Here is a 22,985-nt window from a genome sequence, read left to right as displayed (position 1 = left end):
TGTGAAATAACATATCGAAACGAGGGGGAGGATCGGATGACCGCGCAACCTGTGGGCATCGTCGGCGTCGGCAACATGGGCCGGCCGATCGCGGAACGGCTGTCGGAACAGGGCGTGCCCCTGCTGCTGTGGAACCGCACGGCGGACCGCGCGCAGGGCATCGCGGGGGCGACCGTCGCAGCCACACCGCGCGACGTGGCGCAGGGCTGCGACGTGATCCTGTCGATCCTCGCCAACGACGACGCCATCGCGGCCATCTATCACGGCGACGCCGGCCTGCTGGCCGCCGATCTGACGGGCCGCGTGGTGGTCGAGATGGCGACGACATCCCCCGGCACCGTGCAGTCCCTTGCGGCGGCGGTGAATGCCCGCGGTGGCCTGTTCCTCGAATGCCCGGTCAGCGGCAACGTCGTGCCCGCCCGTGCGGGGCGGTTGATGGGGCTGGCGGGTGGCACCGAGGCGGCCTTTGATGCCGCCCGTCCGGTGCTGGACCTGCTGATGCGGCGACTGGAACATCTGGGCCCGGTCGGCACGGGCGCCGCGATGAAGCTGGCGGTGAACCTGCCGCTGATGGTGTATTGGAGCGCGCTCGGCGAGGCGTTGGCGCTGGCGATGGCGCAGGGGGTCGATCCGGAACTGGCGCTCGACATCCTCGGCGACAGTTCGGGCGCGATCGGCGCGGCCAAGTCGCGGATTCCGCCGATCGCCGCGATGGTCCGCACCGGCGATCCGGGCACCGTCAGCTTTACCCTGACCAACGCGATCAAGGACATGCGCCTGATGACCGATCTGGCGCAGTCCACGGGCCAGCCGCATGCGGTGATCGCCGCCGTGCTGGCCAAGGCCGAGGCCGCGGCGGCGAGCGGTTGGGCGGACTATGACAACGCACTGGCCGGAACGTTCGGACTGCGCGCAAAGGGAGAGACGGCATGATCGGTGTGGCACTGGTAGGATTCGGCTGGTGGGGGCAGCACATCGGCCGCCGTCTGGTGACGGACACGGCGTTCGACCTGCGCGGCATCGTGGAACCGGCCGCCGGACTGCACGACCGGATCCGCGCGCTGGGTGTGCCGGTGCTGGTGGATTACGCGGCGGCGCTGGCCGACCCCGCGGTGCAGGCGGTCATCCTGACATCGCCCAACGACCTGCACGACGTGCAGATCGCGCAGGCCGTCGCCGCGGGCAAGCACGTGTTCTGTGAAAAGCCCCTGTCGCTGTCCGCCGCGAACGCCCGGCAGAGCGTGGAGGCCTGCCGTGCCGCGGGACTGGTGCTGGGCATCGGGCACGAACGCCGGTTCGAACCTGCGATCATCGCGCTGCGCGACCTGCTGGATGCGGGCGCCCTCGGCACCGTGATGCATACCGAAATGGCGTTCAGCCATGACAAGCTGATCGGCCTCGGCCCCGACAGCTGGCGCACGACCAAGGCGTTCGCCCCCGCCGCCGGCATGACGCAGATGGGCATCCATCTGACCGACCTGCTGATCGCCTTTTACGGCCCCGTGGCACGGCTGCACGCCATGACCGCCAGCCGCAGTCTGGGGTGGGAAACGGGCGACGTGGTGACGGTGCAGTTGCAGTTCCGCGCCGGTATGACGGCGACCCTGCAGGCGATCCTGCACACGCCGCATTTCATCCGCACCCATGTCTTCGGCAGCGACATGTGGGTGGAAATCCGCAACGCGACACACCCCGACACGCCGGGCGGTCAGGCCACAATGGAATGCTATCGCAGCATCGACGACACCACGACGACCGTGTTCGACTGGACCGACTCCGTGTCAGCGAACATCGCGGCCTTCGGTGCCGCGATCCGGGGCGAGGCGCCCTATCCCTATACGGACGCCGAACTGATCCACAACATCGAGGTGCTCGACGCCATCGTGCGGTCCGCCGATACCGGCGAAGCGGTGACGCTGTGATCCGTCATGCGATTTTCGGATAGTGACTATCACCAGTGATAAATTGACGCAGGGGAACGAGGCTGCCAGCATGATCTGAGATATCAGGGGGGAGCCGGATGTCAGTCAGATTGATGCGGCATCACATCTTCGATGCCTTGCGCGAAGACATCATGTCCTGCGGATTGCTGCCCGGCGCGGAAGTGCGGGAAAGCGCGTTGGCCGAAAAATACGGCGTATCCAAATCGCCGATCCGCGATGCGTTGCAAAAGCTGGAGTGGGAGGGGCTGGTCGAGATCGCCCCCCGTCAGGGTCACCGGGTCGCGCCCATCTCGATCCAGGATGCGCAGGACATCCTCGACTTCCGCGAGATCCTGGAAGTGTCGGCCGTACGGCGGATCTGTGCGGATGCCAGCGCCGAAGCCCTTGCGGCGCTGGATGCCTATCGCACCTGCGACAGCGACAATCTGCGCGACTATGCGGTCTACAACCGCGCCTTCCACGTCTGCATCAGCACGTTGGCCGGCAACCGGCGGCAGACCGCCACCGTCATCGGGTTGATGGAGAATTACGAGCGGCTGTGCATCGTGTCGCTGTCGTCGCGCCGGGACGAGGCGGCGGCGATGTCCGCATCGCTGACGGAACACGTCCGCATCATCGACGCGCTGCAGGCGCGCGATGCCCGGACCGCCACGCGGCTGTCGATCAGCCATATCCGCAAATCGCAGGCGCAGGTCATGCGCGGCCTGCGGAACCAGCCCGTGGTGCCCTGAGACCTGCACAGCACTGATATTCCAGTGGGCTGCGCCACCGGCGCAGCCGAACGACAGGAGGACGAGATGAAGGATCAGATCATGGCACCGGATACGGTTGCCGCCGACATCGTGGTCAGCGGCCGTGGCGTAGGCAAGACGTTCGCCGACGGCAGCGTCGTGGCCCTGAAGAACGCGGATTTCGGGATCAAGCGCGGGTCCTTCGTGTCGTTGGTGGGGCCTTCGGGCTGCGGCAAGTCCACGCTGCTGCGGCTGGTGTCGGGCCTGATCGCGCCGTCGTCCGGCGCGGTCACGGTCCACGGCACGCCGGTCACCGGGCCCCGGCGCGACATCAGCATGATGTTCCAGAAGGCGACGCTGTTGGAATGGCGCACCGCGCTGGACAACGTCCTGCTGCCGACCGAGATCGCGGGCACCCCGACACAGGCCGACCGCAACCGCGCGATGGACTTGCTGAAGCTGGTCGGGCTGGGCGATTTCGCCTTTTCGTTCCCGGCGCAACTGTCGGGGGGCATGCAGCAGCGGGTGGCGCTGGCGCGCCTGCTGCAGACGGGCGCGGACATCCTGCTGCTGGACGAACCCTTCGGCGCGCTGGACGAATTCACGCGCGAGCGTCTGAACACCGAACTCATGCGGATCGTGGCCGAGGTGGGCGCGACCACCCTGTTCGTCACGCACAACATCAGCGAGGCGATCTTCCTTGCCGATCAGGTGTTCGTCATGACCTCGCGCCCCGGTCAGGTGGCCAAGATCGTGGACGTCGATCTGGACCGGCCCCGTCCGCTGTCGATCCAGACGTCGCCCGCGTTCAACGCGCTGGTCGCCGACGTGCGCGAAACGCTGGGGGCGGTGTGATGGTGGCGATCCAGTCCCCCGATGCGGCGACCGGCAACGCCACCGATGCCGCACGGCAACTGCGCAACCGGCGCATCGCGACCCATCTGGGTATCTTTCTGGCGATCGTCCTGTCGTGGGAAATCGCGTCCCGCGCCGGTTGGCTGGACCCGTTGTTCTATCCCCGGCCCAGCGCCATCCTGCAGTCGTTCTGGCTGATCTATGTCGTGAACGGCAATGTCTGGTATCACCTTGGCGTCACCATGAGCCTGGTGTTCGCGGGGTTTGTCGGCGGATCGGTTCTGGGGATCGTACTGGGCAGCCTCGTTGGTCTGAACGGCACGCTGCGGCGGTTCCTGAAGCCCTATGTCATCGTCCTCGAGGCGACGCCGCGCATCGCCGTGGCACCGCTGCTGATCGCGGCGCTGGGGTTCGGTGTCACGTCCAAGATCGCGATCATCATGCTGGTGTGCTTCTTTGCGCCCTTCATCAACACCCTGTCGGGCGTGATGAACGTCAATCAGGACAAGCTGGAACTGTTCCGCGCGATGGGGGCCAGCAAGTGGCAGATCCTGCGCAAGCTGGTGTTGCCGGATGCCATCCCGGTCATCATGGCCGGTGAACGCCTTGCGCTGACGGCCGCCCTGTCGGGTGCGCTGGTGGCCGAATTCATCCAGCGCGATCAGGGCATCGGGTCGCTGATCCTCGTCTATACGCGCAACCTGAACATGGCGTCGGCCTTTGCCTGCATCTTTACCCTGACGCTGCTGGGTTTCCTGATCTTCCGCGGGATGGAGGTGCTGGATCGCACCATCGCCTACTGGAAGCATGAGGAAGGCCGCACCCGCGTCAGCGCCCGCCGCCGCAAAGCCATGGAGGGTCAGTCATGACCAATGCCACGCTCGCCAATGACGCCCGCATCCTCGACCGCATCATCCGGTTCGTGCCACATGTCGTCCTGCTGGGTCTGCTGATCGGGGCGTGGGAACTGGGCGCACGCACCGGGCTGATCACCTCGATCATGATCCCGCGGCCCAGCGCCATCGGCGGCGCCATCGTCAAGCTCTACGTGACCGAAGGCACGATCTGGCGGCATTTCTTCGTCACCCTGACCGAGGCTGTCGTGGGCTTTGCCATCGGGGCCAGCGTGGCGATCGGCCTTGCCGTGGCCTCGTCACTGTCGGAGGTCTTCAAGCGCTACGTCATCCCCTATGCCATCGTGCTGAACGTGACGCCGGGTATCGCCCTGACGCCGGTGGTCATCGCGTGGTTCGGCTATGGCATGGGGTCCAAGATGGCCCTGGCCGCGATCCTGTGCTTCTTCCCGATCTTCGTGAACACGCTGACGGGACTGGTGCAGGTCGACGAGGACCGCGAGGATCTGTTCACCTCGCTCGGCGCCAGTCGCGCCCAGATCTTTGCCAAGCTGCGGGTGCCATCCGCCCTGCCCCTGATGTTCGCCGGGCTCAAGATCGGCCTGACCACCGCGCTGATCGGGGCGGTCGTCGCCGAATTCGCGCAGGCCACCGATGGCGTGGGCGTGCTGATGAGCCGCTTTTCCTTCCAGCTCGACATGGCTTCGTCCATTGCGACGCTGCTCAGCATGACGGTGATCGGCCTCATGCTGTTCTACACCATGGAATTTCTCGACGACCGGATCGTGTTCTGGCGTCGCGAAAGCCGCCGCGCGGCAGCGTCCCGCGCGGCAGCCCGCACCTGGTCGGGTCAGGCTGGCAAGTGACGCACAACAATCGACATTTCTGGGAGGGAACGACGATGAAGATGCTGAAGACGGTTCTGCTGGGCACAGCGGTCACGGTGACGGCCCTGCCCCTTCTGGCGCAGGACACCACGATCAACATGATCAACCCGCTGCCGCGGTCCACCAACTTCTTTCCGCTCGTGGTGGGCGAGGCGCTGGGATATTTCGAGGCGGAGGGGATCACGGTCAACCTGCTGCCGTCCGACACCTCGATCCCCTATGTGGCGTTCCTGCAGAACGGTCAGGCCGATCTGGCGATGCTGGACCCGGTGGAAACCGTGAACGCGATCAACGCGGGCGCGCCCATCGCCACGGTCTATGAGGTGATGCAGAACGCGCCCGAAGGCATCGGAGTGCTGGAGACGTCGGAATACGATTCCATCGACGATCTGATCGGCACCACCGTCGGCCTCGTGTCCGACCGCGACCGGTCGTTCCTGCAGGCGGCACTGAACACCGTGGGGTCCACCATCGACGACGTGGAAACCGTCGTGCTGGGCGAGGCCGGACCGACGCTGGCCGCCGCCGTGCGCGACGGCAACGTATCTGCGATCTCGGGGGCGGCCCCGGACTGGATCTCGCTCAACGCGAACGGCATCCCGGTGCGCCTGATCACGCCGGAGGAGCTGCTGGCCAGCCCCGCCAATACGTTCGCCGCCAACACCGAGACGCTGGAGGAGAAGCGCGCCGCGATGGAAGGCTTCCTGCGGGCGTGGTCCAAGGGGATGTATGTCGCCTCTGTCAACCCGGAGGCGGTGGCGCAGATGCTGCGCAAGGGCGTGCCCGCCGAGTGGGAGAACGAGGAGGCGGGGCAACTCTTTCTCGACATGTCGATCGGGATGAACGTGTCGGTGACCGAACGGCTGGGCGATCTGCAGACGCCCGTGTGGGATGCCCTGCAGCCGCGTCTGCTGTCGTCGGGTGCCATCGAGGCGGAGGTCGACGAGGCCACGTTCCTCAACGACACCTACATCGCCGCCGCCAACGACTTCGACCGCGCGCAGGTCGAGGCGGACGCCGCGGCGTGGCTGGAAGCCAACCCCTGATCCCATGCCGGACCGTCGCGGGCGGTGCCCGCGGCGGTCGCCCTTTGCCTTACCAGACCTGACAGGACCCAGATCATGACCCATTCCACCATCGACACACGCGACCGGGGCGATGCCGTCAACCGCTATGGCCCCAGCGCCGCGCGGCCCATGCCGGACGCCCCCGGCCGTCTGTCCACGCTGACCGTGGACAGCCATGCCCATGTCGTGATCCCGGCGGCCGCGCAGTACATGCTGCCCCACGTCGATCCGAAACGGATCGCGATGGTCAAATACGCCAACGACGCCACCAACGCGGTGAACGCCCAGCAGGACAAGGACCGTGGCCCCGTCGCCATGCAAGACATCGGCGACCGGATGCGCGTCCTGGATGCACAGGGCATCGACATGCAGATCGTCGCCCCGCCGCCGCCGCAGTGCTATTACCAGTCGCCCGTCGAACACGCCGCCCACGCCAGCCGCATGGTCAACGATGGCATGGCCGCCTGGGTGGCACAGCAGCCGGACCGTTTCGCGGGCCTCGGTACCGTGCCCCTGCAGGACCCGGAGGAAGCGGCGACCGAGCTTGCCCGCGCCATGGGTCTGGGTCTGAAGGGCGTCATGCTGCTGACCAACGTCGACGGAGAGGAGATCAGCGCCGCCCGCTTCCGCCCGTTCTGGAAGAAGGCCGAGGAGCTGGGCGCCGTGGTGATGATCCACCCGAACGGCTTCACCGGCGGCGAGCGGTTCTCGGAATACTATTTCGCCAACGTCATCGGCAACCCGCTCGAGACGACGATGGCGCTGCATTACATCATCTTCAACGGTCTGCTGCGCGACATGCCGGCGCTCAAGATCTTCGCCGTGCACGGCGGCGGCTACCTGCCCGCCTATTCGGGGCGGATCGACCATGCGTGGGGGGCGCGTCAGGACAGCCATGCGGACCTGCCTGAACCGCCGACGAGCTATCTGAATAAGGTATGGATCGACAGCGTCGTCTTCACCGATCACCAGTTGGAATATCTGGTCAAGGTGCATGGCGCGGACAAGGTCATCATGGGCAGCGACTATCCTTTCGACATGGCCGATTACGATCCCGTGGAACACATCGTCAGCTCTGCCCTGTCGGACGCCGACAAGGCGAACGTGGCGGGTCTGACGGCACAGCGGCTGTTCGGTCTGCCCGCCAAGAAGGGCGCGTGACGTGACGGTGGGCATCGTCGGCCTGGGGATCATGGGGTCCGCCTATGCGGGCAACCTGATCGCCGCCGGCGTGCCCGTGGCGGGGTGCGACCCCGACGCGGGGGCGCGCGACCGCCTGACGGCGCGCGGCGGCGTGGCGCATGACGCGCCGGGCGACTGGCTGACGGGTTGCGATCTGGTGATCGTCTCGGTCGCGTCGCCAGCGGTGCTGGCCGATGTCGCGGCGCAACTGGGGCGCATCCTGCGTCCCGGCCAGATCGCGATGGACACCGGCACCTTCGCGCTGGCCGACAAGATGGCGGCCCGCGACGCGGTACAGGCGCAGGGCGCGATCCTGCTCGACGCGCCCGTCAGCGGCACGGGCGCACAGGCGGCGAAGGGGGATCTGGTCATCATGGCCTCCGGCCCTGCCGATGCCATCGCCCAGATCCGCCACCTGCTCGACCCACTGTGCCACACGGTGATCGCGGCGGGCGATTTCGGCGCGGGCAGCAAGCTGAAGTATGTGGCCAACCATGCTGTCGCCCTGCACAACTGCGCCGCGGCAGAGGTGCTGCATTACGCCGACGCGCTGGGGCTGGACCGCGACACGGTCTACCGGATGCTGTCGAAAGGGGCCGGTCAGTCGCGGATGCTGGACCTGCGGATGCCGCTGATGATGTCGGGCGACTACGTGCCCGCCACGGCGCACATGGCGATGTTCGAAAAGGATCTGTCGATCATCGGGGCGGACATCGCCGCACAGGGGATCACGGCCCCCATGTTCGCCGCCGCCGCCGCGATGTATGACCGGGCGTGGTCCCTGATCCCAAAGGATCACGACACCGCCGCCGTGTTCGAGGTTTACCGCCATGCCGACGATTCCACCTGAGACCGGCCTGCCCGATACCGGCCACCCTGACGCCACCCTGCCCGCGACGGACACCATGTGCTAGGCCGCGCCACTGCCGGGACGGTGCTGTGCGCCGCGGCGGGCCTGCTGGCGCTGCTGACCTGCCTTGCCACACCGGACCCCGCCCTGCGGGTGCTGGCCATCGCCTGCGCGGGGATCGGCGCCTTCGCGACCCGCACCCTGCCGGAGGTGGTGACGGCGCTGGCGATCTTCCTCGCCTTTCTGGCGGGCGGCGTGGCACCGGAAGGGGTGATCTTCTCGGGCTTCGCGTCCAGCGGCTTCTGGCTGTTGGTGGGTGGGCTGGTGATCGGGTCCGCGATCACCGTGTCGGGGCTGGGCGACCGGATCGCGCAGGCGCTGTTCCGGATGACCGGCCCGTCCTACGTGCGAGCAGTGCTGCTCTTGTCCGGTGGCGGGCTCCTGCTCGGGGCGATGGTGCCGTCGGCCATCCCGCGCGTGATCGTGCTGATGCCGGTCACGCTGGCGCTGGCACAGCGGATGGGGCTGCCCACAGGATCGCGCGCCCATACGGGCCTGCTGATGACGTCGGCGCTGATGACGCTGGTGCCGACCTATGCCTTCCTGACCGCCAACCTGCCCACCATCGTGGAATTCGGCATCCTCGAGATCCTGTATGACGTGCGCTACGGCTATGGCGGTTATTTCGTGCAGAACGCGCCGATCAACGCGCTGCGGTTCGCGGTGCTGCTGGCGCTGCTGCTGGCCTGGGGCCGCGGCAGCGTGCCCACCGCGCCCCCGGCGGCGGGACCGGCCGCGGCATGGACGCCCGCACAGCGCCGCCTGTCGGTGGTGCTGGGTCTGGCGACCGTGCTGTGGGCGACCGACAGCCTGCACGGCATCGCCCCCGCGTGGGTCACGCTGGCCGCCGCCGGGGTGCTGCTGCTGCCGGGGCTCGGCGTGTTTTCCGCGCAGGCGATGAAGACCGAGGTGGACCTGTCCATCGCCATCCTGATCGCCGCGGTCTTCGGGATCGGCGCGGTGATGTCGCATGTCGGGCTGGGCACGCGCATCGCCGATCTGGTGGTGCCGGTGCTGCGCCTGTCACCCGGGGCCGACCTGTGGAACCTAAGTGCGATCACGCTCTTCGCCTCGGCGCTGTCGCATCTGACCATCGCGCCCGCCGCCCCGATCGTGCTGGCGCCGCTGGCCGCGGGCACGGCGGATGCGGCGGGCTGGTCGATCGCAGCGGTGGGGCTGGCGCACAACATCGGCCTGTCCACGGTGGTGTTGCCCTATCAGTCGCCGCCGCTGCTGATCGGGATCGCCATCGCGGCGATTCCGGTGGGTCCGCTGACACGCATCTGCATGCTGTCGGCGCTGATCGGCACCGTCCTCGGCCTGCCGCTGACCGCGTTGTGGTGGGGCTGGACCGGCCTCCTCTGACCCTGCGTCACGGCCTCGCCCGCGACGCTTTGCGCTAACATCGGCAGTTACCGCTAACAGTCGAAGATATTGCTTTCATTGCAAAAGTTGCCGCGCTACGCCCGTGTGACACACCGACGTGACACACCGACCGGGAGAGGATCACCCATGGACCACGGCCTGTTCAATCCAGCCTTCACGCTGGCAGCCCAAGGCTTTCCCGCCCTGGGCCACGTGGTCTACAACGCCATGCCACCCGAGCTCGTCACCCACGCCCTGAAGCGCGGCGAAGGCACGCTGGGACAGGGCGGCACCTTCCTCGTGACCACCGGCAAGTTCACGGGCCGCTCGCCCAGGGACAAGCACGTCGTGGTGTCGCCCACGACCGAGGATACCATCTGGTGGGACAACAACGCCCGCATGAGCGCCGACGCCTTCGACGTGTTGCACGCCGACATGCTGGCGCACATGGCGGGCAAGGATTTCTTCGTGCAGGACCTGTTCGCGGGCGCCGATCCGCGCCACCGCGTCAACATGCGCATCGTGTCGGAACTGGCGTGGCACAACCTGTTCATCCGCCACATGCTGATCCGGCCCGACGCCGATCAGCTGACCGGTTTCATGGCCGACTTCATGCTGGTGAACTGCCCCAGCTTCACCGCCGATCCCGCGCGTCACGGCTGCCGGTCGGAAACGGTGATCGCCTTCAACCTCGACCGCAAGCTGATCCTCGTCGCGGGCACCGAATACGCCGGCGAGAACAAGAAGGCCGTGTTCACCCTGCTGAACTGGCTGATGCCGGACCGGGGCGTGATGCCGATGCACTGTTCGGCCAACCACGCCAACGGCAATCTGGTGGATACCGCCGTCTTCTTCGGCCTGTCGGGCACCGGCAAGACGACGCTGTCCGCCGATCCGCTGCGCACCCTGATCGGCGACGACGAACACGGCTGGACCGACGCGGGCATCTTCAACTTCGAGGGTGGCTGCTACGCCAAGACGATCAACCTGTCGGCACGCGCCGAACCAGAGATCTATGCCACGACGCAGATGTTCGGCACGGTGATCGAGAACATGGTCTTCGATCCGCGGACCCGCGCGCTCGACTTCGCCGACGCCAGCCTGACCGCCAACACCCGCGCCGCCTATCCGCTGGATTACATCCCCAAGGCGTCGGGCGGCGGGCTGGGCGGGCACCCCAAGAACATCGTCATGCTGACCTGCGACGCCTTCGGCGTGCTGCCCCCCATCGCGCGGCTGACGCCGGCGCAGGCGATGTATCACTTCATGTCCGGCTTCACCGCCAAGGTGGCAGGCACCGAGCGCGGCGTGACCGAACCGGAGCCCACCTTCTCGACCTGTTTCGGCGCGCCCTTCCTGCCGCGCCGGCCAGAGGTGTACGGCAAGCTGCTGCAGGCCAAGATCGCGTCCCACGGGGCGACCTGCTGGCTGGTCAACACCGGCTGGACCGGCGGCGCCTATGGCACCGGCACGCGCATGCCCATCGCCGCCACCCGCGCCCTGCTGACCGCAGCGCTGGACGGCAGCATAGCCGACGTGACCTTCCGCAAGGACCCGCATTTCGGCTTTGACGTCCCCGTCGCCGTCCCCGGTGTGGACACCGCCCTCCTCGACCCGCGCGGCACATGGGCCGATCCGGCAGCCTACGACGCGGCGGCGAAGAAACTCGTCGCCATGTTCGCCGACAACTTCGAAAAATACCTCACCCACGTGGACGACGACGTAAGGGCCATCGCGGTGGGCTGATCCGAAAGGGACCAAACGAAAGGGGGGCCGGGCGTGATGCGCCCGGCCCCCCTTTTGCGTCACGGCCCCTGTTGCATCACGCGCTGCGCGGCAGCGCCTAGCCGAACATCCCCAGCCACGACCACCACACCCACGTCAGCGGCAGGCCGATCACGGCCACCGCCAGCGCCAGCCACAGGCAGACCCGCAGCAACGCGCCCACCGGGATCGCCGCCAGCGCCATCGCCACGATCAGCGGCGGCGCCTGATAGGGCAGGATCGGCGTCGCCAGCCCGATCACCTGCGCCATCACCACCGTCTCGACCGGCCAGCCGGTGCGCGTCGCGAACGCCTCGGCCATGGGGACCAGAACGGCGGGGGCGGCGGGGGCCGTGGTCAGGTGCGACAGCACCACCGACAGGCCCGTGACCGCATAGAAATCCCGCAGGCCCCCGCCGCCCAGTCCCATCAGCGGCACGAGCGCATCCGCCACGGCGGTGCCCAACCCGCTGGCCTGCGCCACGGCGGTCATCGCGAACAGTGCCGCGATGAAGAAGGCGGGCGACAGATCGACCTTGGTCTTCATCGCCGCCGCATCGAGCATCCCGAACGCGGGCACCAGCAGCACCGCCGCCAGCGCCAGCCCGACCCACGCGGGCGAGATGCCATGCAGCCCGTCCGTCATCCACAGCCCGATCGCCATTGCCAGCAGCACTAGCAGGCGGCGCTGCGGCGGCGTCAGGGGTGCGGGCGCATCCACCTGCGATGCGGCCTCGGCCCGTGGCGGGGCAAACGGCAGCATGACCGCCAGCAGCACCACCAGCCGCAGCAGGTTGATCGGCGCCTGTTCGACGAAATAGGCGCCATAGGACGGGGCGATGCCATACAGCGTCTCGGCCGCGCCGAACTGGATGATGACCGGCAGGTTGGCCGTCAGGAACGCATAGGTCGGCAGCAGCGTCGCCGCCGCCGCGGTGGCGCACAGGCCGACGTGGCCGCGCGATCCGGGCGCATAGCCCATGGTCTGCGCCAGCGACAACGCGATGGGCATCAGCACGATCACGCGCGGCAGGGTTGAGGGCACGAGGATGCCCAGCGCCAGACCGCACAGCGCCAGCAACACCGCCGCCCGGCGATAGGATGCCCCCGTGCGCTGGAAGATGCGCAGTGCCAACTGCATCCCCAGCCCGGTCGCGGTGATCGCCGTGCCGATGACCAGCCCCGCGAACAGCAGCCAGAACCCGCTGCTGGCAAAGCCGGAAAAGATCACGTCCGTCGGTGCCGCACCGATCGCGATGAAGGCCAGGAATGTGCCGATCGCCGTCACCACCTCTGGCAACAGGCGCGTGGCAAAGAGGGCGACGGACAGCGCACTGACGGCGGCGACGCGCGGCAGCAGGGCGTCGGTGCCCAGCAGCACGGCGACCAGCGCCAGCCCTGCTGCGCCGACGACGAACTGCGCCGTGCCGGGGCGGGAAACCATCAGGGCCATTGGGGGCACCTCTCGCGGCGCTCAGGGGGTCGGCGTCAGGCGCATGTGGTCGGGGATGGCCAAGGGCGGATTGGTCCCGTCGAGGAACTCCACCGTGACGAAGGACAATGTGGTGTCGCCCACGTTCTCGATGCAGTGCAGCATATAGTCGCCGGGGCCGTAGTGGTAATGGCGCGTCTCTCCCGCGGTATAGACGGCCTCGCTCACCGCGCCGGAGGAGGCGTAGTTGCGCCCGCGCCCCGCCGTCAGCGACGACCAGAAATAGGGGTTTACATGGCGGTGAAAGCCGCAGCGCTCCCCCGGCGCGATGTGCAGGTGCCAGACCCGCACGCGGTCCGTCTCGGACACCAAGAGCGATCCGACGCAGCCGTTGTCGTGGGCGGCCAGCATCTCCTCGTACATCCCGGCGGGCCAGTCGGCAAAGGCGGACGGGTCGGGGTTGGTCGGAATGTGGTGCGGGCCGTGGGCGGCGTGGTCCTTCATCGTCGTCTTCCTGTGGTGGGGTTGCAGGGCCGTGACGCGGTCGCGGGTCCGCCGCGATGATGGACGCAAACCCGTGCCGCGCGGCATGATCGTTTCATATATTCGGCATCCGAAACCATGATGCAAGCGGGCGGTGCGTCCGGCCTATCCTGCACCGGATGCCCCCCCTGACAGGACCCGCACGCCATGACCGAGACCCCGCACCACGCCGCCGACGACGCCCTGCGCCACACCGTCCACCGCCTGTCGCTGGGGACGGCTGCGGTCACGACGATCCTTGACGGGGCGCATGTGCGGACAGGGATCAGGCCACCCTTTGCCATGGACCGCAGCGACGACCAGATCGCGCAGACTGCCGCCGCCAACCACCTGCCCGCCCATGCGTTCGAGAATACCTATACCCCGACCGTGATCCGGACCGGCGGACAAGTCGTGCTGTGTGACACCGGGTTCGGTGCGGGCGGGCGTGCCGCCCATGCGGGGCGGCTGCGCGACCGGCTGGCCGTGGCGGGCTACGCCCCCGGCGACATCGACGTGGTGGCCTTCACCCATCTGCACCCCGACCACATCGGCGGCGTGATGGAAGGCGAGGCAATTGCCTTTCCCAATGCCCGCTATATCATGGGGCGGCGCGAACACGCCGCATGGACCAGCGGCGACGGCATCCCGCCGCAACGCGCCCAAAATCGCGACCTCGTGCTGGCGCTGCTGCCGCAGATCGCGGGGCGTCTGACGCTGGCCGAGGATGGCGACACGGTGGTGCCCGGCCTGACGGCGCTCGCGGCCTTCGGCCATTCGGTGGGGCACATGATGTATCGCCTCGACGACGGGGCGGCGCAGATGCTGGTCTGGGGCGACGTGACGAACCATTACGTGTTTTCCCTGCAGCATCCCGACAGTCCGGTCGCCTTCGACGACGATCCCGCCATGGCCATCGCCACACGCAGACGGGTGCTGGACATGGCGGCGACGGAGGGTCTGCTGGTCAGCGGGCATCACATGCCGTTCCCGGCGGTGGGCTATGTGGAACGTCACGCGGGGGCCTATCGCTGGGTGCCGGTCACCTATCAACACCGCGTCTAGAGCGGCGGCGGGGCTGTCAACCGCCCCGCCATGCGCCGCGCCAGCGGGGCCACCACCAGCACCGCCGGAAACGCCACGACCCAGCTTTTCAGCCACGCCAGCACCCAGATGCCCGGCAGCGCCGCCGACAGCCCGACCGCCGAGAGCGTCGCCACGCCCGAGATGATGGCCGACATCATCATCGACAGGCACAGGCCGAACGCCGCGTGGGCGAAGCGGTGCGGGATCATGCCCATGCAGACGCGCTCACTTGCCAGCCCTTCTCACTTGATCGCCTGCGGATTGATCGGCGATCCCGCAGCGCCCGGGATGTGCAGCGGCGGCGCGGTGAAGAAGAACTCGTAGACGCCGTCTTCGGCACAGTCCTCGGCCAACTCTTTCACGTAGAAGATCTCGCCCATGGAAATGCCGATGGCCGGGATCACGACCCAGTGCCACGGCTGGTTCGCCTCGTCGCTCTCGTTGGGGCGCACCTCGCAGCCCCATGTGTCGGCGCAGATCGCGGCGATGTCGTGGGCCTTGATCCAGTGCGCCGTCTCGAACGACAGCCCCGGCGCGTCACCGCCCGCATAGCCGGTCCAGTCGCCCGACGCGAGGCAGCGTTCCTGATGCCCCGTGCGCAAGATGACGAAATCGCCCTTGGCGATCGCCACCCCCTGTGCTGCCGCACAGCCGTCGAGGTCGGCGTTCGTGATCGGATACCCGTCGTCGAGGCTGTCGACCCCCTTCCACCGGGCCACGTCCAGCAGGACGCCGCGCCCGACCATCTTGCCGCGCACATGCTCGATCCCCAGCCGGGCCGCACCCTGCACGGTCACGTCGGTCGCCGGATAGCCGTTGTACATCTTGTCATCGAGGAAGATGTGGCACAGCGCGTCCCACTGGGTGCCGACCTGACAGGGCAGGTTGATCGCGTCGTCGGCGTAACGCAGATAGGCCTTGCCGTCGCCGTCCTGCGCGCCCACGACCGCGTCCGTCCCCGTGGCCAGCATCTGGTGGATCATGTTCCAGCGCCCGCCGAACAGCCCCGACTGGATCTTTTGCTTCAGGTCGAGGCCGAGGGGGAAGGTCTTGCCCTTCTTGATCAGCCCCGCCGCCGCGACGATGTCGTCCGGTGTCACGTTGTTCAGGGTGCCGATCTGGTCGTCGTCCCCCCAGCGCCCCCAGTTCGACAGCTGTTTCGCCGTGTCGTAGATGTCCTGCCGTGTCAGACGGGTCATGTGCGTATCCTCCCCAGATACTAATTTATCGAATGACAAATTAAATCGAGGGCTCTGTCAATGGTCATGCTAGAGCAGATGGCAAACGTGGGTTAGCCTGCGATGATGCGGCGCGTCGTCGGACCTGCCGGATTGACCCTTGATCCGGACGCCCGCACCGGTGCATCGACGTGACAGACGCCACATCTACTGCCGCCCGAAAGGATCGCATGACCGAGCCGGATGCCACAGCCAAGCGCAAGCGGATGTCGTCCGGTCAGCGCCGCGAGGATTTCATCACCAAGGCGATCGCCTTCTTTGCCGAGGAAGGGTTCGAGAGTTCGACCCGCGGTCTGGCCCGACAGCTAGGCGTGACGCAACCGCTGCTCTATCGCTACTTTCCGTCCAAGGACGACCTGATCCTTGCCGTCTACGACGCGGTCTACGTCAACCGCTGGCGACCCGAATGGGAAGAGATCCTCACAGACCGCAGCACCAGCGTGGAAGAGCGGCTGAATACCTTCTACCGGGTCTATACGGACGTGATCTTCAACCGCGAATGGATGCGGATCTATCTGTTCTCGGGGCTGAAGGGCGCCGACATCAACCGCCGCTACATGCAACTGGTCCGCCAGCGCATCCTGGAGCCCATCGTGGCCGAGGCGCGGGCCGAGTTCGGCCACCCGCCCAGCCCCGCCACCGACAGCGAGATCGAGTTCGCATGGGTGATGCACGGCGGCATCTTCTACTATGGCGTGCGCGATCTGATCTACGACTCAGCGCTTGAAACGCGCAAGGACCGCGTCGTCGCCGATGCGGTCGCGGCCTTTGTCGCCGGGCTGAAAATCAAACTGGCAAAGTCTGTGGAGGCTGAACACGCGTCGGAAGCACAGCGCACAGACTAGGCATCACTCGCAGCGTGGCTTTGCCGTCGACAACGTCGCAGCGCATCGGATCGCGCGACGACCCTTGCGACTTGTTTATTACCCGATAAATTAGCACCGGAACCGCCGTGCCGCCAGCCCCGTGGCGACGGGCCGAAAGGACAACCCATGCACCCCCTTGCCGCGTCGCGGCGCCTCTCGTGACGGCGACCATGCCCACCTTCACGCCGCTGTTCTTTGCGGTCGCGGCCTTTGCCGTGTTCTTCGTGGCGCTGGCCAAGGCGGGGTTCGGCGGCATGGTGGGCGCATTGGGAATGCCGCTGGTCGCCGCCGTATCGGACATTCCCACCGCCATCTCGATCCTGCTGCCGACCTATGTGGCGATGGACCTGATCGTCGCGGTCCTCTATCGCCGCGCGGTCGATGTCCGGCTCCTGTGGCCGATGGCCTTGTCCGGCGTCATCGGCGTCTGTGTGGCGGGGCTGGCGTTCAGCCGCATCGACGCCGGCGTGCTGGCGATCTTCCTTGGCGGGATGTCGCTGTTCCTCGGCCTGCGCTTCTTCAGCCACCGGGCTGCGGGCCAGCGCGACATGGCGCCGACGCAGGACCGGAACCACAGGCGCTGGGGGCGCACCCTGTCGCTGGCCGGGGGATCGGGATTCACCAGCTTCTTTCTGATGGGCGAGGCGCCGATCCAGGCCTATCTGCTGCCCTTTCGTCTGAGCCCGCAGGTCTATGTGGCGACGCTGGTCTGGTTCTTTGCCATCGTGAACTGGGCCAAGATCCCGATCGTGCTGGGCATGGGTCTGGTGACCCTCGACACCCTGTGGATTTCGCTTTTGCTGCTGCCGATCATGCCGCTGGGCATCGCGGTCGGCAAATACATCGCGACCCGCATCCGCAAGGAGCCGTTCTATCTGATCGTGCACGGACTGCTGGTCGTGCTGGGCGGCTATCTGATCGCCAGTGGCGTCTGGCAGATCAGCGCAGGGTGGTAGCGGCTGACGCCTGCATCCAAAAACACGATACCCGGAACCGGTTTTCATAATTTTCCCATATGCGCCACCTCGGCTAGAACCGACGTGACACACGATGGGAGACGACGATGGACCTGGGTTTCTTCACCATGCCGATCCACCCGCTGGGCAAGGACTGGCGCACCTCCCTGCACGAGGATCGCGCCGCCTTCCTGCTGGCGGACGAGTTGGGCTTTACCGAAGCCTACGTCGGCGAACACACCAGCGACGCGGCCGAGAACATCACGCACTGCATCAGCTTCATCGCGTGGATCGCCGCCGCGACGAAACAGATCCGGCTGGGCACCGGGACGGTCAACATCCCCAATACCCACCCCGCCGCCGTGGCAGGTCAGGTCGCGATGCTGGATCACATGCTGGACGGGCGTTTCATCTTCGGCATCTCGCCCGGTGGTCTGGCGACGGACGCCGAGGCGTTCGGCAGCCTGAATGCCGACCGCCCCGCCATGTTCCTCGAGGGGATCAACCACATCCTCAAGATCTGGGAATCGGAGGCCCCCTACAACATCAAGGGGCAGTTCTGGAACATCACGACCGAGACGCAGATGCTGCCGGAAATCGGTCAGGGCATCATGACCAAGCCCCTGCAGCGCCCGCATCCGCCCATCGTCGTCACCGCCGTCGCCCCCTTCTCCAAGGGCGTGACGGAGGCGGCGGCACGGGGTTGGGACCCGATCTCGGCCAACTTCCTGCTGCGCACATGGGTCAAGACGCACTGGCCGAAGTATGTGGAAGGCTGCGACCGCGCAGGCCGTCCCGCCGATCCCGCCAACTGGCGCGTGGCGCGGTCCGTCTTCGTGGCCGACGACATGAACACCGCGCGCGACTACGTCTTCGGCACCGACAGCCCGTATCGGTTCTACTACAGCCAGCTCTTGACCAAGATGAAGAAACATGGCCGCGCCAACCTGTTCAAGCACGACCAGACCATGCACGACGACGACGTGACGCTGGACATGGTGATGGACGAATGCGTCACATGGGGGACGCCGGACAAGGTCGCGGACGACATCCTTGCCCTGCGCGACGAGGTCGGCGATTTCGGCACGCTGCTGGTCGCGGGCAAGGACTGGGCCGACGTCGCCCTGTCGCGGCGGTCCATGGTCCTGCTGGCGGAACAGACGATGCCCGCCGTGAATGCGACCCTGCCGCCAAAGGTCGCCCCGGCCATGGTCGCCGAATGACCAGTGTCGCACATGAGGGCCGGATCACCGTCCGGTCCGGCGACGCGCATCTGTCGGTCAAGGTGACGGGCCGCGTCGACGGCCCGGTCGTGCTGCTGTCGAACTCGCTCGGCGCGGGGCTGGACATGTGGGCGCCGCAGCGCGCGGTGCTGGAGCCGCATTTCCGCGTCATTGGCTATGACACGCGGGGGCACGGGCAGTCGTCCACGCCGCCCGGACCCTACCGCTTTGCCGACCTGACCGCCGACATGCTCGCGATCCTCGACAACTTCCACGTCGTGCAGGCGGATATCGTCGGCCTGTCGCTGGGCGGCATGACGGCGCTGGGGATGGGCCTGAACCACGCGGGCCGCGTGCGGCGCATCGTCTGCGCCTGTGCGCGCGCCGACGCGCCGCCGCCCTTCGTCGCGGGCTGGGACGACCGGATCGCGGCGATCGACGCGGGCGGCATGGCGGCGATCTGGCCCGGCACGCTGGACCGCTGGCTGACGCCCGACTTTGCCCAGACCCACCCCGATGTCGTGGCGGCATTGGCGCGGGATTTCACGGCGATGGACGTGGCGGGCTATACCGGCTGCGCGCGGGCGTTGCAGTCGCTCGACTATCGCCGCGACCTGCCGGGCATGACCGTGCCAGTCCTCTATATCGCGGGGGCGGACGACATGGGCGCACCGCCTGCCGCGATGCAGGACATGGCGCAGGCAACGCCGGGCGCGTCCTATGTCGAAATCCCCGACTGCGCCCATATCGCTAACCTGAACGCCACCGCCGCCTTCGACCGCGCGCTGCGACAGTTTCTGGAGTTCTGATGCGACTCACCGACCGTTTCCCCTATCAGGCCATCGTCGATCGCCCCCGCCTGATCCTGCCGGATGACAAGCGTCTGGCGGTCTGGGTCATTCTGAACGTCGAGGAATGGGGCATCGAACGCGCCATGCCGCGTACGGTTCTGCCGCCACCGATGGGGCAGCCCCTGCTGCCCGACGTGCCGAACTGGTCATGGCACGAATACGGGATGCGCAGCGGGTTCTGGCGGCAGCATCAGGCGCTGGTGTCGCGAGGCATTCCCGTGACGCTGGCGATCAACGGCAACGTCTGCAACAGCTATCCCCGCGTCGCGGGTGCCGGCCTCGATGCCGGGTGGGAGTTCATGGGCCACGGCCATGTGCAGGGCCCGATGCATCGCCTTGACGATCAGCGCGCCGCGATCCACGCGGCGATGGACAGCATCGAGGCGTTCACCGGCACCCGTCCCCGGTCGTGGGAAAGCCCCGGTCTGACGGAAACCGACGCGACCCTCGACCTGCTGCGCGAGGCGGGGGTCGAATACGTCGCAGACTGGGTGCTGGACGATCTGCCGCAGGCGACCCAGACGCCGTTCGGCACGATCACCACCATCCCCTACACGGTCGAGACGAACGACATCACCGTGCACGCCCTGCAGGGCCACCGGTCGGACGAATTCCTGATCCGCGGCACGGACCAGTTCGACCGTCTCTATGCCGAAGGCGCGGACAACGCGCGGGTCATGGCGATTTCGATCCACCCCTACATCACCGGCGTCCCCCACCGCATTCGATACCTCGAGGCGCTGCTGGACTACATCGGCGGGCACGACGGCGTAGCCTGGATGACGGCAAGCGAAATCGGCGACTGGTACACGGCAGAGATGGTGCGCATTCGGGCTTGATCGGACGGCCACTCCTGTTATTTATAGTTCGATAAATAACAGGATGACGACCATGGCGCGACACGCACTCATCGCAGGCGGTTCCATCGGCGGGCTGTTCGCCGCCGCCGCGTTGCAAAAGGCCGGCTGGACCGTCGACGTGTTCGAGCGGACCGAGGTGGAGCTGGCCGGGCGCGGCGCCGGCATCGTCACCCACGACACGCTGATCGACGCGCTGCGCCACGTGGGGGCGGACCTGACAGACCTTGGCGTGCAGGTGGCCGAACGCACCGCCTTCGACAAGGCGGGGGGCGTGGTCACGGTCCTGCCGCACCCCCAGATCGTCACGTCATGGGACAGGATGCACCGCATCCTGCGCCGCCTGATCCCCGACGACCGGCATCACCTCGGTCGTGCCGTCACCGGCTATGCGCAGGATGCGGACGGTGTCGTGGCGCAGTTCAGCGACGGCAGCACCGTGCGCGGCGACCTGCTGGTGGGGGCCGACGGGTTCCGGTCCGCGATCCGGGCGCAGATGCTGCCGGACGTGCAGCCCACCTATGCGGGCTACGTCGTCTGGCGGGCACTGGCGCAGGAACGCGACCTGCCGGCGGATGTGGCGGCGCGGGTGTTTCCGACCTTCGCCTTCTTTGCGCCCAGCGGGACGCAGATCATCGGCTATCCCATCGCCGGGCGCGACAACGACCTGTCGCTGGGCAACCGCCGCTACAACTTCGTCTGGTATGCGCCCGCCGATGCGGACGCCCTGCGCGACATGCTGACGGATGCTGCGGGGCATCAGCATGCCATCTCGATCCCGCCACCGCTGGTGCGCGACGACGTGCTGGATGCGATGCAGGCCAATGCCCGCCGCATCCTGCCGCCCGACTTCACCGCGATCCTCGACGTATCGGAACGCCCGTTCTTTACCCCGATCTACGACCACCATTCCCCCGTCATGCACGATGGCCGCGTGGTCCTGCTGGGGGACGCGGCCTGCGTGGCGCGGCCCCATGTCGGCATGGGCGTGACCAAGGCGGCAGAGGATGCACTGGCCCTCGCCGTCCATGCGGACGATCCCGCCGCCTATTCCGCCATCCGCGTGCCCGCGTCAGAACGCGCTTATCTGCGGGCGCGCAAGCTGGGATCGTGGATCTTCCAAGACGATCCCGCCAATGCCGATGGCGCGCACAACGCCCGGCTGCGCGACATCATGCGCCTGACGGCGGTGACGGAGGATTGAGGGCGCGCCGCCGGTATCAGTCGCGGAACATGGCGTGCGGTGCGAGGTCCAGCGCAGGCAGCGCGGGTCCGTCACCGTCGCCCACGTCAAACGTCGTGATCGTCATCGAGATCAGCGTGTAGTAGCCGCAGATGCCCACCAGATCGACGCAGCCCTGCTGACCCAAGGTGGCCAGTGCCGCGTCATAGGTCGCATCCGTCACGCGCCTGTCGCGGTGCAGCTCCACCGCGAAATCGAACACCGCCTGCCATGCAGGATCATCCAGCATCACGCGCCGGGCCAGCCCGATGGCCGTCACCGCGTGCTGCGGCACGCCGGCGTCCATGGCGATGGGGGCGTGGTGCGTCCATTCGAACCCCGCGCTCCAGATCCGGGCAGTCACGAGGATCGCGATCTCCGACTGCGCCGGGGTCAGGGTGGAGTCGTAGCGCGCATACTGCCCCAGCGCCTGTGCGCGGTCGGCGAGGGCCGGACTTTGCAGCCAGACCCGCAGCGGTCCCACGACGCGCCCGCGCGGGCCGTTCACGATGGCATCGAACACGGCCTGCTGCGCGGCACTCAGCGCGCCTTCGTCCAGATGCGGCAGGCGGGTCATGAGGACGCGCCGACGGCGGCGGGCCGATGCATGCCGCCCCGCCAGAACACCAGCGCATCGCCGGGGGCGTGATCGAAATCCGCGATGCGGCCCACGACGATCACATGATCGCCGCCGTCGTGGATCGAATCGACATGGCAGGCAAAGCGGGCGATCGCCCCCTGCAGGCCCGGCGCATCCACCGCCGTGTCCGACAGGGCGATGCCCGCGCACTTGTCCGGCTGCGGCCGCGCGAACTGCCACGCCACATCGGCCATGGTGTCCGGCAGCACGTTCACGACGAACGGTACGTCCGGTGCGAACAGCCGCGCACTGGCCTGATTGCGGCCCAGCGAGAACAGGCACAGCGCCGGTGACAGGCTGAGCGAGGCGAACGACCCGACCGTCATGCCTGTGGGCATGCCCGCCGCGTCGCGCAGGGTGACGACGGCAACCCCCGTCGGCAAGGCGCCGAAGGCATCCCGCAAGGCGCGCGGATCGATCTGGGCCGTGGGTTCGGTCTGCATGCGGTCGAGCATCCTGTGATCTCCGGTCTCCGGGGTGCGGCAGGACACCCCCTTGGGACACAAGGTAGGGGACGGGTTGCATATGACAAAA

The 22,985-nt window shown here is 67.4% G+C and carries 24 protein-coding genes; 18 read left to right on the top strand and 6 right to left on the bottom strand.

Annotated elements, in window-relative coordinates; all coding sequences use genetic code 11:
• Positions 1-36: 36 nt before the first annotated feature.
• The 11 genes from BMX16_RS06330 (at position 37) to BMX16_RS06280 (ending at position 11,540) form a co-directional block, all read left to right on the top strand.
• Positions 37-933, top strand: a complete 897-nt coding sequence (locus BMX16_RS06330) for an NAD(P)-dependent oxidoreductase (protein ID WP_089900427.1) — start codon at positions 37-39, stop codon at positions 931-933.
• Positions 930-1,922 carry a Gfo/Idh/MocA family protein gene (locus BMX16_RS06325; RefSeq protein WP_089900423.1) on the top strand — a complete coding sequence of 331 codons (993 nt, stop codon included), beginning with the start codon at positions 930-932 and terminating at the stop codon, positions 1,920-1,922. The genes BMX16_RS06330 and BMX16_RS06325 overlap by 4 nt, the downstream gene beginning before the upstream one ends.
• A gap of 98 nt (positions 1,923-2,020) precedes the next feature.
• Entirely contained in the window at positions 2,021-2,674 is a 654-nt protein-coding gene (locus tag BMX16_RS06320; protein ID WP_089900420.1) for a GntR family transcriptional regulator, read from the top strand.
• Positions 2,675-2,740: 66 nt separating this feature from the next.
• Complete coding sequence (locus BMX16_RS06315) at positions 2,741-3,529, top strand: ABC transporter ATP-binding protein (RefSeq protein ID WP_089900417.1); 789 nt, start codon at positions 2,741-2,743, stop codon at positions 3,527-3,529.
• Positions 3,529-4,398 carry an ABC transporter permease gene (locus tag BMX16_RS06310; protein ID WP_089900414.1) on the top strand — a complete coding sequence of 290 codons (870 nt, stop codon included), beginning with the start codon at positions 3,529-3,531 and terminating at the stop codon, positions 4,396-4,398. The genes BMX16_RS06315 and BMX16_RS06310 overlap by 1 nt, the downstream gene beginning before the upstream one ends.
• Positions 4,395-5,249: an ABC transporter permease gene (locus BMX16_RS06305; RefSeq protein WP_089900410.1), complete on the top strand. Its 855-nt coding sequence runs from the start codon at positions 4,395-4,397 to the stop codon at positions 5,247-5,249. The genes BMX16_RS06310 and BMX16_RS06305 overlap by 4 nt, the downstream gene beginning before the upstream one ends.
• Positions 5,250-5,284: 35 nt before the next feature.
• Positions 5,285-6,316, top strand: coding sequence for an ABC transporter substrate-binding protein (locus BMX16_RS06300; protein WP_089900406.1), 1,032 nt, complete (start codon positions 5,285-5,287; stop codon positions 6,314-6,316).
• 75 nt (positions 6,317-6,391) lie between these two features.
• A complete protein-coding gene (locus BMX16_RS06295) occupies positions 6,392-7,498 on the top strand; it encodes an amidohydrolase family protein (protein WP_089900403.1) in 1,107 nt (368 codons plus the stop codon).
• A 1-nt stretch (position 7,499) separates the two neighbouring features.
• On the top strand, positions 7,500-8,369 hold the full coding sequence (locus tag BMX16_RS06290; protein WP_089900400.1) for an NAD(P)-dependent oxidoreductase: 870 nt from the start codon (positions 7,500-7,502) through the stop codon (positions 8,367-8,369).
• A gap of 57 nt (positions 8,370-8,426) precedes the next feature.
• The gene (locus BMX16_RS06285; protein WP_089900397.1) at positions 8,427-9,794 is read left to right on the top strand and encodes an SLC13 family permease; all 1,368 of its coding nucleotides are present in this window, start codon (positions 8,427-8,429) and stop codon (positions 9,792-9,794) included.
• A gap of 147 nt (positions 9,795-9,941) precedes the next feature.
• The gene (locus BMX16_RS06280; protein WP_089900394.1) at positions 9,942-11,540 is read left to right on the top strand and encodes a phosphoenolpyruvate carboxykinase; all 1,599 of its coding nucleotides are present in this window, start codon (positions 9,942-9,944) and stop codon (positions 11,538-11,540) included.
• A 97-nt stretch (positions 11,541-11,637) separates the two neighbouring features.
• On the opposite strand, the gene BMX16_RS06275 is transcribed toward BMX16_RS06280, so the two are convergent.
• On the bottom strand, positions 11,638-13,011 hold the full coding sequence (locus BMX16_RS06275) for an SLC13 family permease (RefSeq protein ID WP_089900391.1): 1,374 nt from the start codon (positions 13,009-13,011) through the stop codon (positions 11,638-11,640).
• Positions 13,012-13,032: 21 nt separating this feature from the next.
• The gene (locus BMX16_RS06270) at positions 13,033-13,494 is read right to left on the bottom strand and encodes a cupin domain-containing protein (RefSeq protein ID WP_218139837.1); all 462 of its coding nucleotides are present in this window, start codon (positions 13,492-13,494) and stop codon (positions 13,033-13,035) included.
• Positions 13,495-13,680: 186 nt separating this feature from the next.
• Between BMX16_RS06270 and BMX16_RS06265 the strand changes: the two genes are divergently transcribed.
• Positions 13,681-14,577, top strand: coding sequence for an MBL fold metallo-hydrolase (locus BMX16_RS06265; RefSeq protein ID WP_089900387.1), 897 nt, complete (start codon positions 13,681-13,683; stop codon positions 14,575-14,577).
• Here the strand turns inward: BMX16_RS06265 and BMX16_RS06260 are convergent.
• Positions 14,574-14,813 carry a DUF2798 domain-containing protein gene (locus BMX16_RS06260; RefSeq protein WP_425434009.1) on the bottom strand — a complete coding sequence of 80 codons (240 nt, stop codon included), beginning with the start codon at positions 14,811-14,813 and terminating at the stop codon, positions 14,574-14,576. The two genes, BMX16_RS06265 and BMX16_RS06260, sit on opposite strands and share 4 nt — an antisense overlap.
• A 27-nt stretch (positions 14,814-14,840) precedes the next feature.
• Positions 14,841-15,797 (bottom strand): cyclase family protein, encoded by a 957-nt coding sequence (locus BMX16_RS06255; RefSeq protein WP_089900383.1) that lies wholly within the window; start codon positions 15,795-15,797, stop codon positions 14,841-14,843.
• Positions 15,798-16,006: 209 nt separating this feature from the next.
• On the opposite strand from BMX16_RS06255, the gene BMX16_RS06250 reads away from it, so the two are divergent.
• The 6 genes from BMX16_RS06250 to BMX16_RS06225 all read left to right on the top strand — a co-directional run bounded on the left by BMX16_RS06250 (position 16,007) and on the right by BMX16_RS06225 (position 21,793).
• Complete coding sequence (locus BMX16_RS06250; RefSeq protein WP_089900379.1) at positions 16,007-16,681, top strand: TetR/AcrR family transcriptional regulator; 675 nt, start codon at positions 16,007-16,009, stop codon at positions 16,679-16,681.
• Positions 16,682-16,872: 191 nt separating this feature from the next.
• The gene (locus BMX16_RS06245; protein WP_089900376.1) at positions 16,873-17,658 is read left to right on the top strand and encodes a sulfite exporter TauE/SafE family protein; all 786 of its coding nucleotides are present in this window, start codon (positions 16,873-16,875) and stop codon (positions 17,656-17,658) included.
• A gap of 107 nt (positions 17,659-17,765) precedes the next feature.
• Positions 17,766-18,881, top strand: a complete 1,116-nt coding sequence (locus BMX16_RS06240; RefSeq protein WP_089900373.1) for an LLM class flavin-dependent oxidoreductase — start codon at positions 17,766-17,768, stop codon at positions 18,879-18,881.
• Positions 18,878-19,690, top strand: a complete 813-nt coding sequence (locus BMX16_RS06235; RefSeq protein WP_089900370.1) for an alpha/beta fold hydrolase — start codon at positions 18,878-18,880, stop codon at positions 19,688-19,690. Before BMX16_RS06240 ends, BMX16_RS06235 begins: the two co-directional genes overlap by 4 nt.
• The gene (locus BMX16_RS06230) at positions 19,690-20,571 is read left to right on the top strand and encodes a polysaccharide deacetylase family protein (protein WP_089900367.1); all 882 of its coding nucleotides are present in this window, start codon (positions 19,690-19,692) and stop codon (positions 20,569-20,571) included. Before BMX16_RS06235 ends, BMX16_RS06230 begins: the two co-directional genes overlap by 1 nt.
• A 52-nt stretch (positions 20,572-20,623) precedes the next feature.
• On the top strand, positions 20,624-21,793 hold the full coding sequence (locus tag BMX16_RS06225) for an FAD binding domain-containing protein (protein ID WP_177174584.1): 1,170 nt from the start codon (positions 20,624-20,626) through the stop codon (positions 21,791-21,793).
• 16 nt (positions 21,794-21,809) lie between these two features.
• On the opposite strand, the gene BMX16_RS06220 is transcribed toward BMX16_RS06225, so the two are convergent.
• Positions 21,810-22,388, bottom strand: a complete 579-nt coding sequence (locus BMX16_RS06220) for a carboxymuconolactone decarboxylase family protein (protein WP_089900361.1) — start codon at positions 22,386-22,388, stop codon at positions 21,810-21,812.
• Positions 22,385-22,894: a flavin reductase family protein gene (locus BMX16_RS06215; RefSeq protein ID WP_177174583.1), complete on the bottom strand. Its 510-nt coding sequence runs from the start codon at positions 22,892-22,894 to the stop codon at positions 22,385-22,387. The genes BMX16_RS06220 and BMX16_RS06215 overlap by 4 nt, the downstream gene beginning before the upstream one ends.
• Between the last annotated feature and the right edge of the window lie 91 nt (positions 22,895-22,985).

Origin of the sequence: Loktanella fryxellensis, assembly GCF_900110065.1 — a bacterium.
GTDB lineage: Bacteria > Pseudomonadota > Alphaproteobacteria > Rhodobacterales > Rhodobacteraceae > Loktanella > Loktanella fryxellensis.
This window is presented reverse-complemented; position numbering and strand designations above follow the sequence as displayed.